15 protein-coding genes are annotated in these 13,861 nt (G+C 70.5%); 7 read left to right on the top strand and 8 right to left on the bottom strand.

Features of this window, described 5'->3' with window-relative positions; genetic code table 11:
- Positions 1-101 precede the first annotated feature (101 nt).
- Entirely contained in the window at positions 102-680 is a 579-nt protein-coding gene (locus E7Z54_RS09380; RefSeq protein ID WP_136433092.1) for a cob(I)yrinic acid a,c-diamide adenosyltransferase, read from the bottom strand.
- Positions 681-842: 162 nt separating this feature from the next.
- On the opposite strand from E7Z54_RS09380, the gene E7Z54_RS09375 reads away from it, so the two are divergent.
- Both E7Z54_RS09375 and E7Z54_RS09370 read left to right on the top strand, forming a co-directional pair.
- Complete coding sequence (locus E7Z54_RS09375; RefSeq protein WP_240769599.1) at positions 843-1,223, top strand: STAS domain-containing protein; 381 nt, start codon at positions 843-845, stop codon at positions 1,221-1,223.
- Between the two features lie 89 nt (positions 1,224-1,312).
- A complete protein-coding gene (locus E7Z54_RS09370) occupies positions 1,313-3,337 on the top strand; it encodes a protein meaA (protein WP_136433090.1) in 2,025 nt (674 codons plus the stop codon).
- A gap of 62 nt (positions 3,338-3,399) precedes the next feature.
- Here E7Z54_RS09370 and E7Z54_RS09365 read toward each other — a convergent pair whose 3' ends face one another.
- Both E7Z54_RS09365 and E7Z54_RS09355 read right to left on the bottom strand, forming a co-directional pair.
- Positions 3,400-5,337: a hypothetical protein gene (locus E7Z54_RS09365; RefSeq protein WP_168798248.1), complete on the bottom strand. Its 1,938-nt coding sequence runs from the start codon at positions 5,335-5,337 to the stop codon at positions 3,400-3,402.
- A 138-nt stretch (positions 5,338-5,475) separates the two neighbouring features.
- Positions 5,476-5,835 carry an arsenate reductase family protein gene (locus E7Z54_RS09355; RefSeq protein WP_240769598.1) on the bottom strand — a complete coding sequence of 120 codons (360 nt, stop codon included), beginning with the start codon at positions 5,833-5,835 and terminating at the stop codon, positions 5,476-5,478.
- A gap of 100 nt (positions 5,836-5,935) precedes the next feature.
- Here E7Z54_RS09355 and E7Z54_RS09350 point away from each other — a divergent pair, with 100 nt between their 5' ends.
- Complete coding sequence (locus E7Z54_RS09350) at positions 5,936-6,139, top strand: hypothetical protein (RefSeq protein ID WP_136433087.1); 204 nt, start codon at positions 5,936-5,938, stop codon at positions 6,137-6,139.
- Positions 6,140-6,160: 21 nt separating this feature from the next.
- Positions 6,161-6,685, top strand: coding sequence for a ferritin (locus tag E7Z54_RS09345; RefSeq protein ID WP_136433086.1), 525 nt, complete (start codon positions 6,161-6,163; stop codon positions 6,683-6,685).
- A gap of 9 nt (positions 6,686-6,694) precedes the next feature.
- Here E7Z54_RS09345 and E7Z54_RS09340 read toward each other — a convergent pair whose 3' ends face one another.
- On the bottom strand, positions 6,695-7,267 hold the full coding sequence (locus tag E7Z54_RS09340) for a DUF952 domain-containing protein (protein ID WP_136433085.1): 573 nt from the start codon (positions 7,265-7,267) through the stop codon (positions 6,695-6,697).
- 16 nt (positions 7,268-7,283) lie between these two features.
- Entirely contained in the window at positions 7,284-7,982 is a 699-nt protein-coding gene (nucS, locus tag E7Z54_RS09335) for an endonuclease NucS (protein ID WP_136433084.1), read from the bottom strand.
- A gap of 118 nt (positions 7,983-8,100) precedes the next feature.
- Here nucS and E7Z54_RS09330 point away from each other — a divergent pair, with 118 nt between their 5' ends.
- Positions 8,101-9,270: a 3-hydroxyacyl-CoA dehydrogenase NAD-binding domain-containing protein gene (locus E7Z54_RS09330; RefSeq protein ID WP_136433083.1), complete on the top strand. Its 1,170-nt coding sequence runs from the start codon at positions 8,101-8,103 to the stop codon at positions 9,268-9,270.
- A gap of 37 nt (positions 9,271-9,307) precedes the next feature.
- On the top strand, positions 9,308-10,084 hold the full coding sequence (locus E7Z54_RS09325) for an alpha/beta fold hydrolase (protein WP_136433081.1): 777 nt from the start codon (positions 9,308-9,310) through the stop codon (positions 10,082-10,084).
- A 33-nt stretch (positions 10,085-10,117) separates the two neighbouring features.
- Here E7Z54_RS09325 and E7Z54_RS09320 read toward each other — a convergent pair whose 3' ends face one another.
- Positions 10,118-10,654: a CGNR zinc finger domain-containing protein gene (locus tag E7Z54_RS09320; RefSeq protein WP_136433080.1), complete on the bottom strand. Its 537-nt coding sequence runs from the start codon at positions 10,652-10,654 to the stop codon at positions 10,118-10,120.
- A 48-nt stretch (positions 10,655-10,702) separates the two neighbouring features.
- Here E7Z54_RS09320 and E7Z54_RS09315 point away from each other — a divergent pair, with 48 nt between their 5' ends.
- Positions 10,703-11,659, top strand: a complete 957-nt coding sequence (locus E7Z54_RS09315) for an EamA family transporter (RefSeq protein ID WP_206056103.1) — start codon at positions 10,703-10,705, stop codon at positions 11,657-11,659.
- Positions 11,660-11,663: 4 nt separating this feature from the next.
- Here the strand turns inward: E7Z54_RS09315 and E7Z54_RS09310 are convergent, their stop codons facing one another.
- Positions 11,664-12,815 carry an AI-2E family transporter gene (locus E7Z54_RS09310; protein WP_136433077.1) on the bottom strand — a complete coding sequence of 384 codons (1,152 nt, stop codon included), beginning with the start codon at positions 12,813-12,815 and terminating at the stop codon, positions 11,664-11,666.
- A gap of 23 nt (positions 12,816-12,838) precedes the next feature.
- Positions 12,839-13,861 (bottom strand): hypothetical protein (locus E7Z54_RS09305; protein ID WP_206056102.1); only part of this gene is annotated, 1,023 nt, incomplete at its 5' end.

The following is a 13,861-nucleotide window of genomic DNA, read 5'->3' as shown; positions in this document are numbered from 1 at the left end:
GGGCCGGTCACACGCCGCCAGCCCCAGTGCGATCACCAGGGCCAGGCCCGCGACGGCGGGCCTCGAGGCGCGGCTCGCTCGGCCCCCGGCCATGGCTCCGGTCACTCGTCGCGTTCGCCGCCGGGGACCCAGAGCACGTCGCCCTGCTCACGGTTCGCGTACCGGGCGAGGATGAACAGCAGGTCGGAGAGCCGGTTGAGATAGGTGATCGCGAGCTTGTTCATGACCTCGCCGTGCACCGCGAAGGCCGCCCACGCCTTCCGCTCCGCGCGCCGGACGACGGTGCGCGCCACGTGGAGCTGGGCGGCCGCCGGGGTGCCGCCGTTGAGGATGAACGACCGGAGATTCGGGACCTGCTCGTTGTAGTGGTCGCACCACTGCTCGAGACGGTCGACGTACTCCTGCTCGATCCGCAGCGGGGGATACTCCGGCTTCGCGACCACCGGCGTGCAGAGGTCGGCGCCCACGTCGAAGAGGTCGTTCTGCACCCTGGTGAGCACCTCGACCACGTCGCTCTCGAGCCCGCCGGTGGCGACGGCGACGCCGATGTGGGCGTTCGCCTCGTCCACGTCGGCATAGGCCTCGAGCCGCAGGTCGGTCTTGGTCGTCACGCTCATGTCGCCCAGGCGGGTCTCTCCGGCGTCGCCGGTGCGCGTGTAGATGCGGGTGAGGTTGACCATGACTCGGAGCGTACGTGAACCGCCCGGAACCGGCGTCCGGGAGTCCTCGGCGCGCGACACGCTCGGAAATTTCTCGGAGTGAGGTGCAACCGATCGGGGTATCTGAGCGTCATGGTGGTGAAGGGATCGGCGCGGAGCGCCGACCCACATCGGGGAGGGCACATGAGGGAGACGCAGATGGATCGCAGGTCACGCCGCGGCGACGCGGCCCGCAAGCCCTGTGTCGAGATCAGCCACGACGGGCCGGTGCTGGTCCTCGGCGGCGACCTCGACGTGCGCAGCACCGGCGAGGTGCGCACCGCGCTCTACGACCATCTCAGCGTCCACGACGAGGCCCTCGACGGCCAGGTGGTCGTCGACATCAGCAGCGTCCTCTCGGCCGATCCGACCGCCCTCAAGGTCCTCGCGGCCGCCAGCCGCCAGGCGCAGCGGTACGGCGTACGGGTGGTGCTCCGCGGCGCCTCTCCGGCCGTGCGGCGGATGCTCCACCTGACCCGCCTGATCCGCGTCATCGAGCTCGAGCGGGAGCCCATCCCCGCATAGGCGGCGCCCAGGTCAAGCCCGTTCGCTGTGCACAACCACACATGTCCGGGGTGTTACCAACAAGTAGCAATCGCCCTACGCTTCGCTCTATGACCACTTCTCCCGCCAGTCATGAGAAGGACCGTCCGTGGGTGATGCGGACCTACGCTGGGCACTCGACCGCGGAGGCGTCCAACGCGCTGTACCGCACCAACCTGGCCAAGGGCCAGACCGGCCTCTCGGTGGCGTTCGACCTTCCGACCCAGACCGGCTACGACCCGGACAGCCCTCTCGCGCGCGGGGAGGTCGGCAAGGTCGGCGTCCCGGTGCCGCACCTGGGTGAGATGCGCAAGCTCTTCGACCAGATCCCGCTCACCGGGATGAACACCTCGATGACGATCAACGCCACCGCGATGTGGCTGCTGGCCATGTACCAGGTCGTCGCCGAGGAGCAGAACCCTGACCTGGCGCCGGAGGAGGTCGCCCAGCAGCTCGCGGGCACCACCCAGAACGACATCATCAAGGAGTACCTCTCCCGCGGGACCTACGTGTTCCCGCCGGAGCACTCCCTGCGGCTGATCGCCGACATGATCGCCTACACCGTCCACTACATCCCGAAGTGGAACCCGATCAACATCTGCAGCTACCACCTGCAGGAGGCCGGCGCGACGCCGACCCAGGAGCTCGCGTACTCCCTGTGCACCGCGATCTCGGTGCTGGACACGGTGAAGGCCTCCGGCCAGGTCTCCGACGAGGACTTCGAGACGGTCGTGGGCCGGATCTCGTTCTTCGTCAACGCGGGCGTCCGGTTCGTCGAGGAGACGTGCAAGATGCGCGCGTTCGTCGAGCTGTGGGACGAGATCACCCGTGAGCGGTATGGCGTACAGGACCCGAAGATGCGCCGGTTCCGCTACGGCGTGCAGGTCAACAGCCTGGGCCTGACCGAGGCGCAGCCGGAGAACAACGTCCAGCGGATCGTGCTCGAGATGCTGGGCGTGACCCTGTCGAAGAAGGCGCGTGCCCGCGCGGTCCAGCTCCCGGCGTGGAACGAGGCGCTCGGCCTCCCACGCCCGTGGGACCAGCAGTGGTCGCTGCGCCTGCAGCAGGTCCTGGCCTTCGAGTCCGACCTGCTGGAGTACGAGGACATCTTCGACGGCTCGCACGTGATCGAGGCGAAGGTCGCCGAGCTCGTCGAGGGCGCGCGAGCGGAGATCGACCGGGTCCAGGCCATGGGCGGCGCGATCGCCGCGGTCGACTCCGGCTACATGAAGCAGGAGCTGGTCTCGGCCCACGCCGTCCGTCGCGGGCGGATCGAGGCGGGGGAGGAGATCATCGTCGGCGTGAACAGGTTCGAGACCACCGAGCCCAGCCCGCTGACGGCGAACCTCGACGAGGCGATCATGACCGCGGACCCGTTGGCCGAGGAGTCGGCCATCGCGTCGGTGGAGGCGTGGAAGGTTCAGCGGGACCAGGCCGAGGTCGACGCCGCCCTCACCCGGCTCGCCGAGGACGCCAAGTCGGGCGCGAACCTGATGGGTGCCACGCTCGCCGCCGCGCGCGCGGGCGCCACCACCGGGGAGTGGGCCGGAACGCTGCGCGAGGTGTTCGGCGAGTTCCGTGCCCCGACCGGTGTCGCCGGTGCCGTGGGCGTCGCCGAGGCCGGAGCGGAGCTGACCGCGGTCCGCGAGGCCGTCCGGAAGACCGCCGAGGAGCTCGGCGGCGAGGGAAGTCGGCTGCGACTGCTCGTCGGCAAGCCGGGTCTCGACGGCCACTCCAACGGCGCCGAGCAGGTCGCCGTACGTGCCCGTGACGCCGGCTTCGAGGTGATCTACCAGGGCATCCGGCTCACCCCCGAGCAGATCGTCGCCGCCGCCGTGGCCGAGGACGTGCACTGCGTGGGCCTGTCGATCCTCTCCGGGTCGCACATGGAGCTGGTGCCGGCCGTGCTCGACGGCCTCAGGGAGGCCGGCATGGGTGAGGTCCCGGTGATCGTCGGCGGCATCATCCCCGACTCCGACGGCAGGCGACTCCACGAGCTGGGCGTGGCCGCGGTGTACACGCCCAAGGACTTCGGGCTCACCGAGATCATGGGCGGCATCGTGCAGGTGATCCGCAGGGCCAACGACCTGGACTGACGCCCTGGACTGATGCCCCGGACCGGCGCACCGGACTGCGTCACCGCAACTCGGCAGCGGGCTCACCGCCGGAGCATCACCCCGCCGGCGAAGGCGATCACGGCGCCCACGAGCGCGAACGGCAGCCCCACGCCCGCTCCGCTGCCGACCAGCACGCCGACGCCGCTGACCGCCGCCACGATGGCGGCGAACCGCACCATGCGGCCGCCGCCGGTCAGGCCGAGCAGCATCAGCGCGGTGCACAGCAGGAGCAGCAGGAGGAACGCTGCCGCGACGGCTGTCATCACGTTCCCGGTGGCCGGCCTCCGCTGAGACTGCGCGTCGTCGACCAGCTGCCGGACCACGCCCTCGATGGTGCTCGGGTCGAGCTGCGGGTCGTTCAGCCACAGGACCACACCGGGCAGCAGGACACAGACACCGAGCAGCACCATGAGGACCGCCCACAGACGGCGAAGGTTCTCCGACTGTTGCGTGAACGTCGCCTCGGCCTCGATCCGGCCGGTCTGCGAGGTCGCGCTGACCTGCACCCTCCGGGACGAGGTGGTTCCCCCCGCTGGCCGCGGATGCTCGACCACCAGGCCGGCCCGCGCCACCTGGCCTGGCAGCACCAGCAGGACCGGAGGCTGGAGGCCGAGTCGGGCCGTGCCGTACTCGTCGACAGCGGTCAGCCGGACGTGCAGCGGCTCGATCCCCGCCCGGTTGTCCACATCGACCGCGTAGCTGCCCTTGCGCCCCTTGGTCAGCAGATGCTCGGGGTGGACGTGGAGGGTCGCCGAGGCGATCGGATCCGGCCGTGACGAGAGCTCGAGGGTCCCGGCGGCCTCGACCTCACGGCCGTCGTCGGCGACGGCGACCACGGAGAACGGCCTGGTCGCGGACGCCCCGCGCACGGGGGGCTGCGTCTCCAGGACCACACGGACGTACCCGAGGCTGTTAGCGGTGACCGCGACCCGCGTGTGGTCGAAGCTGAACCCGATCCGGCCGCCGGGGTCCCTGCCACTCAGGTTGAGCTTGACCTGCTGGTGCCCGCCCCGGTTGTCGACCACCACGTTCACGGCCGCCGTCCCGGTGTCGACCATCGAGATCGTCGTCGGCTCGAGCCGGAGCCGGACGGGAAGGCTCTCCGGCGGCGGTGAGGCGTACTGGGCGAGGGTCACAGAGACCGAGATCGGGCCCTCGGCGTCGGTCCCCGTGACGGTGAGCTGGCGGGAGAGCTCCTTGCCCGGTGGCGGTGGGGGAGCGGTGAACCGGACCGCCGCCTGCGCGAGGCCTCCCGCGGGGACGTCGACGACCGGCGGCGCGAACCTCGCCTGGACCACGCCCTCGGGGTCGGTCGCCGCCAGCTCGTAGCGGCGCGCGAAGTTGGCGGCTCGGTTGTCGAGCTGGAGCTGGAAGGCGCCGTCGGTGACATCCGCGAGCCGGATCAGGTTGGGCTGGGCGACCAGGGTCGCCGGCGGGCCGAACCGCGGCACGACGACGTCGATCTGGAGCGGGGTCGCGCGGGACGGCTCGACCGATGACCGAATCATGATCGGAACCGTCGTCCGCTGGGCCACGGCGAGGATGCCGGGGCGCACGGCCAGGGCGACCTCCACGGTGCGCACCGTGGCCGGCAGCAGGTTCGTCTCGGAGTGGGTCAGGGCGAGCCAGGCCGGAGGGTCGGCGAGGTCGATGACGTAGGAGTCCACGATCGTCGAGTCGTTCTTCAGGGAGAGCTCGAACCTGCCGGGGGAGCTGGCCGTGACGACGACCTCGGTCTGCTTCAGCGATGCCACCGGGGCCAGCACGCGGTCGGGACGCGGAGGGTCCGGCCGCGGATCGACGGACCGGTCGCGCGACGGCCCCGGCGGTGGTGGCGGTGGCGGAGGAGGAGGCGGGTCGGCGGTCGGGGTCGGGATGTCGATGTTGAGGGTCCAGCCGAGGTAGGTGTCGCAGACATGACAGAACGCCGCCGCACCGTTCTCCGGCGTGCCACATGTCCGACAGATCCGCTCGGCCACCTCGTCATCCCGTCGGTTCGGCGTTGCTCCGTCGCGGCCGATCCTTCACGGCTCGTCCCGCTCGGGGAATGACCCAACGGGCAGACTTGGGGACCTCCCGGCGCACCCGCCGACCCGGCGTCGATCGACGGGCGTCGATCACCCGGCGTCGATCACCCGGGCAAGCGACTCGGCGTCGCGGCCGACCACGGTCGTGCCGTCGGACGCGGTCAGGATCGGCCGCTGGATCAGCCTCGGGTTCTCGCTCATCAGGTGGGTCCAGGCCTTCCGCTCGGAGGCGTCCCTGGCGGGCAGGGTGAGGCCCAGCCTCTTCGCGTCGGTCGTTCGCGCGAGGTCCCAGGGCTCGAGGCCCAGACGACGGAGGACGTCCTCGATCTCGGAGACGCTCGGCGGCTGGTCGAGATACCGCCGGACCGTGTAGGCGACGCCCGACGCCTTTAGCTCTCGCTGCGCGACGCGGCACTTGGAGCAGGAGGGATTCAGCCAGATCTCGATCACCTCGGCACCCTAGCGACTGCGACGCTGGCCGCGGCCGAGTCCGCGCGATCGTCGTCACATCGGTTAGGCGTGCCTATCCTCAACTGTTAGGGTGCCGCGCATGGGCAAGTCGAAGAAGTCGAAGGGGAAGGTGCGCAAGCTCCCCAAGACGAAGTGCTGCGTCTCGAAGACGCGCTGCGCCCGCTGCCCCATCCGCATGCTCAAAGAGGGCACGCTCCCCGACGGCTACACCGTGAAGAAGCGGGTCCTGGTGCGCGCGGACGGCAAGAAGGTCAAGAAGAAGGCCCTGCAGAAGGCCGCGTGAGGGACGACTAGGCTGCCGCCCATGGCTGCCACCCGCTTCACCGATCAGCTCAACGTCCAGATCGGCAACGAGTTCGCCGCGCACAACCAGTACCTCGCCTGCGCCGTCTACTACGACGCGTTGACGATGCCGCAGATGGCGGCCTTCTTCTACGGCCAGGCGCTCGAGGAGCGCTCGCACGCGATGATGATGGTGCAGTACCTCCTCGACACCGACGCCGCCGTGGAGATCCCGGCCGTCGAGGCCCCGGTCTCGACCTTCGAGGACGTGGTGGCACCGATCGCGCTGGCGTTCGAGCAGGAGCGGAAGGTGACCTCGCAGATCAACGACCTGCTCAAGATCGCGCGCGAGGAGGGTGACTACGCCTCCGAGCAGTTCATGCAGTGGTTCATCAAGGAGCAGGTCGAGGAGGTCGCCACGATGAGCGACCTGCTGGCCGTGGTCACCCGCAGCAAGAACGACCTCAACGACATCGAGGAGTACGTCGCCCGCGAGCAGAACGGCGACGAGGCGGACCCCACCGCGCCCCGGGTCGCCGGAGCCTAGCCTGCGCGATCAGGCCGCGCTGGGTCGGCCCGGGTGTCGGTTGCGGTAGAGGCGCACCGCGGACGCGACGCCGACCAGGACGCCGACGATCCCGCCGATGCCGGGTCCGATCCGCTCCTCCACCAGGGCGCCGAGGGCGATGCCCGCGGTGCCGAGCGCGATCACCACGAGGACCATCGCGACGTTGAACGCGACCTCCCGGAAGAAGAGCCGCGAGAAGCTCTCCGACCGCACTGCGGGCGCTGCCGCTGCTGCGTCCAGCGGGACCGCCCGGACCACCGCGTCGAGGGGCAGCGGCCCGTAGATGTGGGGGAATGCCTCGGTCGATCCTGGCTCGGGTGGCTCCTCGACGACCGGTACGTCGAGCCGGGTCGTGTCGATGTGCAGCAGCAGCAGTGGGTCCGACGCGGGGTCGACGTCGCCGTAGAAGGCCGCGCGCACGGCCGGCCACTGGTCACCGCGGCTGCAGTGGATGAAGCCCTCCTCGGCGAGCGTCCGGCCGCGGGTGGACATCACGTAGGCGCCCGCCTCCTGGGCGGCCGCCCAGTCGCGGGCGAACGCGATGTGGAAGATGGTGACCATCGCCGTACGCCAGGGCTCAGAAGAGCCGGTCGGTGGGGTCGTCGAGCCCGCGCAGGGCGTCGTAGTCGACCACTGCGCAGGCGATGCCGCGGTCCCCGGCCAGGACGCGCGCCTGCGGCTTGATCTCCTGCGCGGCGAAGATCCCCCGCACCGGCGCCAGCAGCGGGTCGCGGTTGAGCAGCTCCAGGTAGCGGGTCAGCTGCTCGACACCGTCGATCTCCCCTCTGCGCTTGATCTCCACCGCGACGCTCGCGCCGTCGGAGTCGCGGCACATCAGGTCGACCGGACCGATCGCGGTGGGGAACTCCCTCCGGACCAGGGTCAGTCCGGGGAGCAGCGCGCCCGGGTGCTCCGCGAGCAGCTCCTGGAGGTGCTTCTCGACCCCGTCCTTCTGCAGGCCGGGGTCGACGCCGAGCTCGTGGTTGGAATCGTGGTGGATCTCCTCGATCAGGATCCGCAGGGTGTCCGGAGTGGCGCCCTTGGCCGCCTTCGCCGTCACCGTCCACTCGACCCGCTCGACGCCGTCGTCCTCGATGATCGTCTCCCGGACCGTGCACGGCGGCGACATCCAGTTCAGCGGCTTGTAGGAGCCGCCGTCGGAGTGCACCAGCACGGATCCGTCGGCCTTGATCATGAGCACGCGGGTCGCCATCGGGAGATGTGCGGTCAGTCGGCCTGCATAGTCCACCTGGCACCGGGCCACCACGAGTCTCACAGCGGGCGAGGCTACCGTGACCGGCCGGTCCGAGCGCAGGCGCCGGCGACGTGCGAGTGAGGTCCGTCTCGTTACTCAGCGGTAGTAATCGCTGACGAGGGCTGACACACTTCCAGCCATGATTTCGAGCGAGCAGATCTTCAACACGCTGGTGCTGCCGTACCTCAACCATGCCGTGCGCACCTACGAGTCGGGCTACGCCTCGGTGACGGACATCGACGCCGCGATGCGGTTCGGCTGCGGTTATCCCAAGGGCCCGCTGACGACCGTGGACGAGCTCGGTGTCGCGGCCGTGCGCGACCTGCTCGCCGCGCGCTACGCCGACACCGGCGACAACCTCCACCGGCCGGCCGAGCTGCTCGAGAAGATGGCCACCGACGGCCGCACGTTCGCCGACGAGGCAGCCGCCGCCGGCCAGGCACCGGCGCCCGAGTTCAAGCAGGACATCGCGAGGGTCGGCGTCGTCGGCACCGGCACCATGGCCTCCGGGATCGTCCAGGTCTTCGCCCAGGCCGGGTACGACGTGGTGTTCGTGGGTCGCAGCCAGGAGAAGCTCGACGGCGTCTACGGCTACATCACCAAGAACCTCGACCGCGCCATCGCGAAGGGCCGTGGCACCGAGGACGAGAAGGCGAACCTGCTCGGTCGCCTCACCGGCTCGACCGAGCGCGAGGCGCTCGGCGACGTCGACATCGTCGTCGAGGCGATCGCCGAGGACCTCGAGGTCAAGCTCGAGCTGTTCGGTGACCTCGACCGGATCGCCAAGCCGGGTGCCATCCTCGCGACCACCACCTCCTCGCTACCCGTGACCAAGCTCGGCGAGGCGACCGGCCGTCCCGAGTCGGTCATCGGCATGCACTTCTTCAATCCCGCGCCGGTCATGAAGCTGGTCGAGGTGATCACCACCGACGCCACCGCCGAGGACGTGGCCGAGACCACCAGGGCGCTCACAGCCAACGTCGGCAAGATCGCTGTCTCGGCGGGCGACCGCTCCGGGTTCATCGTGAACCTCCTGCTCTTCCCCTACCTCAACGACGCGATCAAGCTGCACGAGACCGGCGTCGAGATGACCGTCATCGACGCGGCGGTCAAGGAGACCGCGGGCTTCCCGATGGGTCCCTTCGAGCTGCTCGACGTGGTCGGCAACGACGTGTCGCTGGCGATCCAGAAGGAGCTCCACGGAGAGTTCGGCGAGCCGGGTTTCGCGCCGGCCGCCACGCTCGAGGCGAAGGTCGCCGCCGGAGAGCTCGGCCGCAAGACCGGCAAGGGCTTCCACGACTATTCCTGATGACCACACCGACGGCCGGTCCCGCTAAGGTCCTGCCGTGACGCTTCACCACACGGCTCTCGGCACTTCCGGGAGCCGTGTGGTCTTCCTGCACGGCCTCTTCGGCCAGGGCAAGAACTGGACCACGGTCGCCAAGCAGATCGCCGAGCAGCACCGTGTCCAGCTCGTCGACCTGCCGCACCACGGTCGCTCGTCGTGGCCGGAGCGCTTCGACTTCGTGGAGACCGCGGCTCAGGTGGTCGACGTGCTGCCGGAGGGCGAACCGGTCACCCTGGTCGGACACTCCCTCGGCGGCAAGGTGGCGATGGTGCTCGCGCTGCTGCACCCCGAGCGCGTCAGTCGGCTCTGCGTGGCCGACATCTCGCCGGTGACCTACGCGACCGGGAGCGAGTTCGCCGGCTACATGCAGGCGATGAGCGCGCTCGACCTGTCCGCGGTGGAGCACCGCTCGGACGCCGACCGGCTCCTGCAGCCCGCGGTCCCCAACACCACGGTCCGGTCCTTCCTGCTGCAGAACCTCCGCCGCGAGGGCTCCGGGTGGCGCTGGCAGGTCAACCTCGACGTGCTCGAGCGCGACCTGGCGGTCCTCGGCACCTGGCCCGAGGAGCAGTTGGCCGGCGTGGCGCCGTACGAGGGTCGGGTGCTGTGGCTCGCCGGCGAGCGGTCGGAGTACGTGAAGCCGGAGTACGACGCCGCGATGGACCGCTGGTTCCCGCGCAACCGCAAGGTGACGATCAAGGACGCCGGCCATTGGCTGCACTCCGAGCGCCCGGACGTCTTCGTCGAGGTGCTCCGCAGGTTCCTGGACGACTGAGTCGGGGTTGGGGTCACCTGGCCCGCTGCGGGCCTAGCGAGAGGCCTGGCGTGCCCGGTAGGCGGCGACAGCGGCCCGGTTGCCGCACGTCGTCGAGCAGAACCGGCGGGACCGGTTGCGTGAGAGGTCGAGCACGAGGCCGTCGCAGTCGGGGTCGGCGCAGACGCCCAGGCGGGACATCTCGTCGGCGCGGACCACGTCGATCATCGCCATGGCCGTCTCCACCAGGATCCGCTCGGCGAGCGGTCGGTCGTCCGCCACCGCGTGCACGTGCCAGTCCATCTCGTCGTGGCGCACCAGTCGGGGGACCGCCCGCGCCTCGGCCAGCATCGCGTTGAGGACCTCGACCGCGCCGTCCCGGTCGGCTGCCAGCAGCCCACGAAGCCGGGGACGCACGCGTCGTACGGACTCCAGCTCGGCCTCGTCCCGGTCGTGGCGACCGGTGTAGCCGAAGCGCCGCAGGAAGGCGTCGAGGTCCGCGACAGTCTGGAGGGTCTCCGGCTCCTCGGCCGAGTTGACCAGTGCCACCGCGGCCTGGAGTGCCATCTCGGTGTCATGAGCGAAAATCACGTTGACAGATTACATGGTCGCTTCGTAGTGTCATCAACCATGACGACGATGACTCGTGACATAGGCTTGGCCTCGGTGTCGCGGACCGCTCCGGGCCTGGCGTTCGCGCTCACGTCGGCGACCGCCTTCGGGCTCTCCGGGGCCCTCGCCCGGCCACTGCTCGAGTCCGGCTGGAGCGCCGGTGCCGTGGTGCTGCTGCGGATCGCGATCGGCGCGGTCGTCGTCCTTCCCTTCGGGATCGTCGCCCTCCGGGGTCGGTGGGGAACGCTGCGCCGCAGCGCGCCGACCGTCGTCCTGTACGGCGCCCTGGCCGTGGCCGGCGCGCAGTTCTGCTATTTCAGCGCCGTGCAGACGATGCAGGTCGGCCCGGCGCTGCTGATCGAGTACACGGCTCCGGCGGCCGTCGTGATGTGGATGTGGCTGCTCCACGGCCAGCGTCCGGGCCGGGTGACGGTGGCCGGGGCCACCGTCGCGGCCCTCGGACTGCTCCTGGTCCTGGATCTCTTCTCCGGCGCGGACTTCGACGTCGTCGGCGCCGCGTGGGCGCTGGCGGCGATGGTCGGCGCGGCGGCGTACTTCGTGATCTCAGCCGACGAGCGCAGCGGCCTTCCGCCGATCGCGCTGGCGGCCGGCGGCCTGGTCGTCGGGGGAGTGCTGCTCGGCGTGCTGGGCCTGGTGGGGCTGATGCCGCTCGACGCGGCCGACGCCCAGATCGCGTACGCGGACGTGGACGTCGATGTGTGGGTGCCGCTGCTGCTCCTCGGCCTGGTGACGGCGGCGCTGGCCTACACGACGGGGATCGCGGCCAGCCGGCGCCTCGGGTCGCGGTTGGCGTCGTTCGTCGCCCTGTCCGAGGTGGTGCTCGCGGTGGTGTGGGCCTGGGCCCTCCTGGGCGAGCTGCCGTCGGCGGTGCAGTTCGCCGGCGGCGCGCTGATCCTGCTGGGAGTGGTGGGCGTCAAGCTCGGAGAGCGGACCGTGGTCCGCGAGGAGCCGGTCGTCATCTGACCTGTTAGCGCAGGTCCTGCCGTCTGACCACGACCTCGCGGATCACCAGCAGGATCGCCGCTGCCACCGGGATCGCGAGCAGTGCGCCGATCACGCCGAGCAGGCTGGCGCCGACCAGCGCGGCGATGACGATCACCGCTCCCGGGAGGTCGACGGACTTGCTCATCACCCGCGGGTAGATCACGTAGTTCTCGACCTGCTGGTAGACGATGTAGAAGATCAGGCAGGCGATGCCGCTCTTCACGTCCGTGGCGAACGCGATCGAGGTGACCACCACGGCGCCGATCGTGGCGCCGATCATCGGGATCACGTCGAGCACGGCGACCACGAAGGCCAGGGCGACGGCGTACTCGCGCACCTCGGTGAACCACAGGAAGACCAGCGAGGTGAGGCCGGCGCAGAGCGCCACGACGAAGGCGCCCGAGACGTAGCCGCCGATGTTGTGGATCACCTTGTCGCCGAGTGCCGCGACCCGGTCCCGCCGCGAGGCCGGCGCCAGCTTGTAGATCGCGCCGGTCGTGGTCTTGAGCGACGCCAGGAAGTAGAGCGTCAGCACCACGACCACGAACAGGTTGAACAGCGCCGAGATGACCTTCAGCCCGAAGCCCAGCGCACCGCCGAAGAGCGTGGAGACGAAGTCCCCGTCGGTGACGAAGGCCTTGATCTTGTCGATGACGTCGTACTCGCGGTTGAGGGCCTGGATCCGCTGGTTCTCCTGGAGCTGGTCCAGCCACATCGGTGCGTTGCTGGTGATCGCGGCGATCTGGTCGGTGATCACCGGGACGATCGCGACCACGAACAGCGCCACCGTCCCCAGTGCGGCGATGATTACGACCGTGACGGCGAGCGACCTGCGCAGTCCGCGCCGCTCGAGGAACTCCACCGACGGGTTCAGTCCGGCCGCGAGGAAGAACGCCACCAGCACCAGCATCAGCACCGAGCTGATGCCCAGCAGCGCCTGGAACAGCCAGTAGGCGATCAGCGCCCCCAGGGCGGCGACGAAGCCGAAGAAGAACGGCGACCGCCGGTCGAACGGCGCACCCGGATCGCCGTACGTCGGCGCGCTCGCTGCGAGCTCGTCCTCGCCAGCCGCGAGAGGGTCCGGTGCCCCGTCGGCCGAGGTCTCGTCGAGGGCCGCGGACTCGTCGTCAGCCACGGACCCGTGCCGGGACTCCGGTCTCAACTCTCGTCCTCACCGAAGCCCGCGACGAGCTCGGCAAGGGAGGAGAGCTGGGCGGTGATCGCGTCGCGACGCTTGGTGAGGCGGTCGAGCTCGGCCCGTCGCGCGGCGACCTCACGCTGCACCTCGGCGTCGCCGGAGGCGGTGATCGCCTCCGCCTGCGTCCGGGCCGAGACCAGGATCTGCTCCGCCTCACGACGGGCCCGGGTCAGCACGGCCTCGGACTCGGTCTGCGCAGCCGCGCGGTTCTCCGCAGCCTGCTTGCTGGCCTCGGCGGCACGCGCCTCGGCTGCGGCAGCCCGCTGCTCGGCCTCCTCGACCAGTCGGCGGGTCTCCGCGACGGCGCTGTTGTGGTGGTCGGTGGCCTCGCGAGCGAGACGCTCCTTCTCCACAGCCAGCGCGCGGCGGGCCTCCTGGACCTCGCGGTCGGCCGCGGCGCGGGCCTGCTCGACCTCGCGCTGCGCCTGGCTGCGCGCCTCGGTGGTCTCCTGCTGGGCGGCCAGCCTCAGCTGGTCCGCCTCGCGGCGCGCGGCGGCAAGCAGGTCGGCGGCCTCGCTCTGGGCCATCGACCTCTCCTGCTCGGCGTCGCCGAGCAGTCGGGTGCGGTTCTCCTCGAGCTCGCGCAGCTGCACGGCACGCATGTCGTCGGCCTCACGGCTGGCCTCGGAGCGGATCGCCTTGGCATCACGGGTGGCCTGCTCGCGGATCTCGGCCGCGTCCGCTTCAGCGGTCGCCCGGATCTCGGAGGCCTCCTCCTCTGCGAGCCGCAGCATGGCGCTGGCACGGCCACCCAGGCCGGCGTACGACGGGTTGGCCGCCTCGGCGACCTGCTCCCTGAGCCGTGCGACCTCCTGCTCGAGCTCGATCACCCGCTGCTCGGACTCGGTGAGGCTGGCGCCCAGTGTCGCCTTCTCGCTGGCGAGCTGGCGGATCTGGGCGTCGACGGCATCGCGGTCGTAGCCGCCCTTGCGCACGACCGGGAGGCCAGCGGTGGTGGGCACGGCCCCGAAGCCGCCGGAGGG

The organism is Nocardioides sp. (genome assembly GCF_004803405.1).
Classification (GTDB): Bacteria; Actinomycetota; Actinomycetes; order Propionibacteriales; family Nocardioidaceae; genus Nocardioides; species Nocardioides vastitatis.
This window is presented reverse-complemented; position numbering and strand designations above follow the sequence as displayed.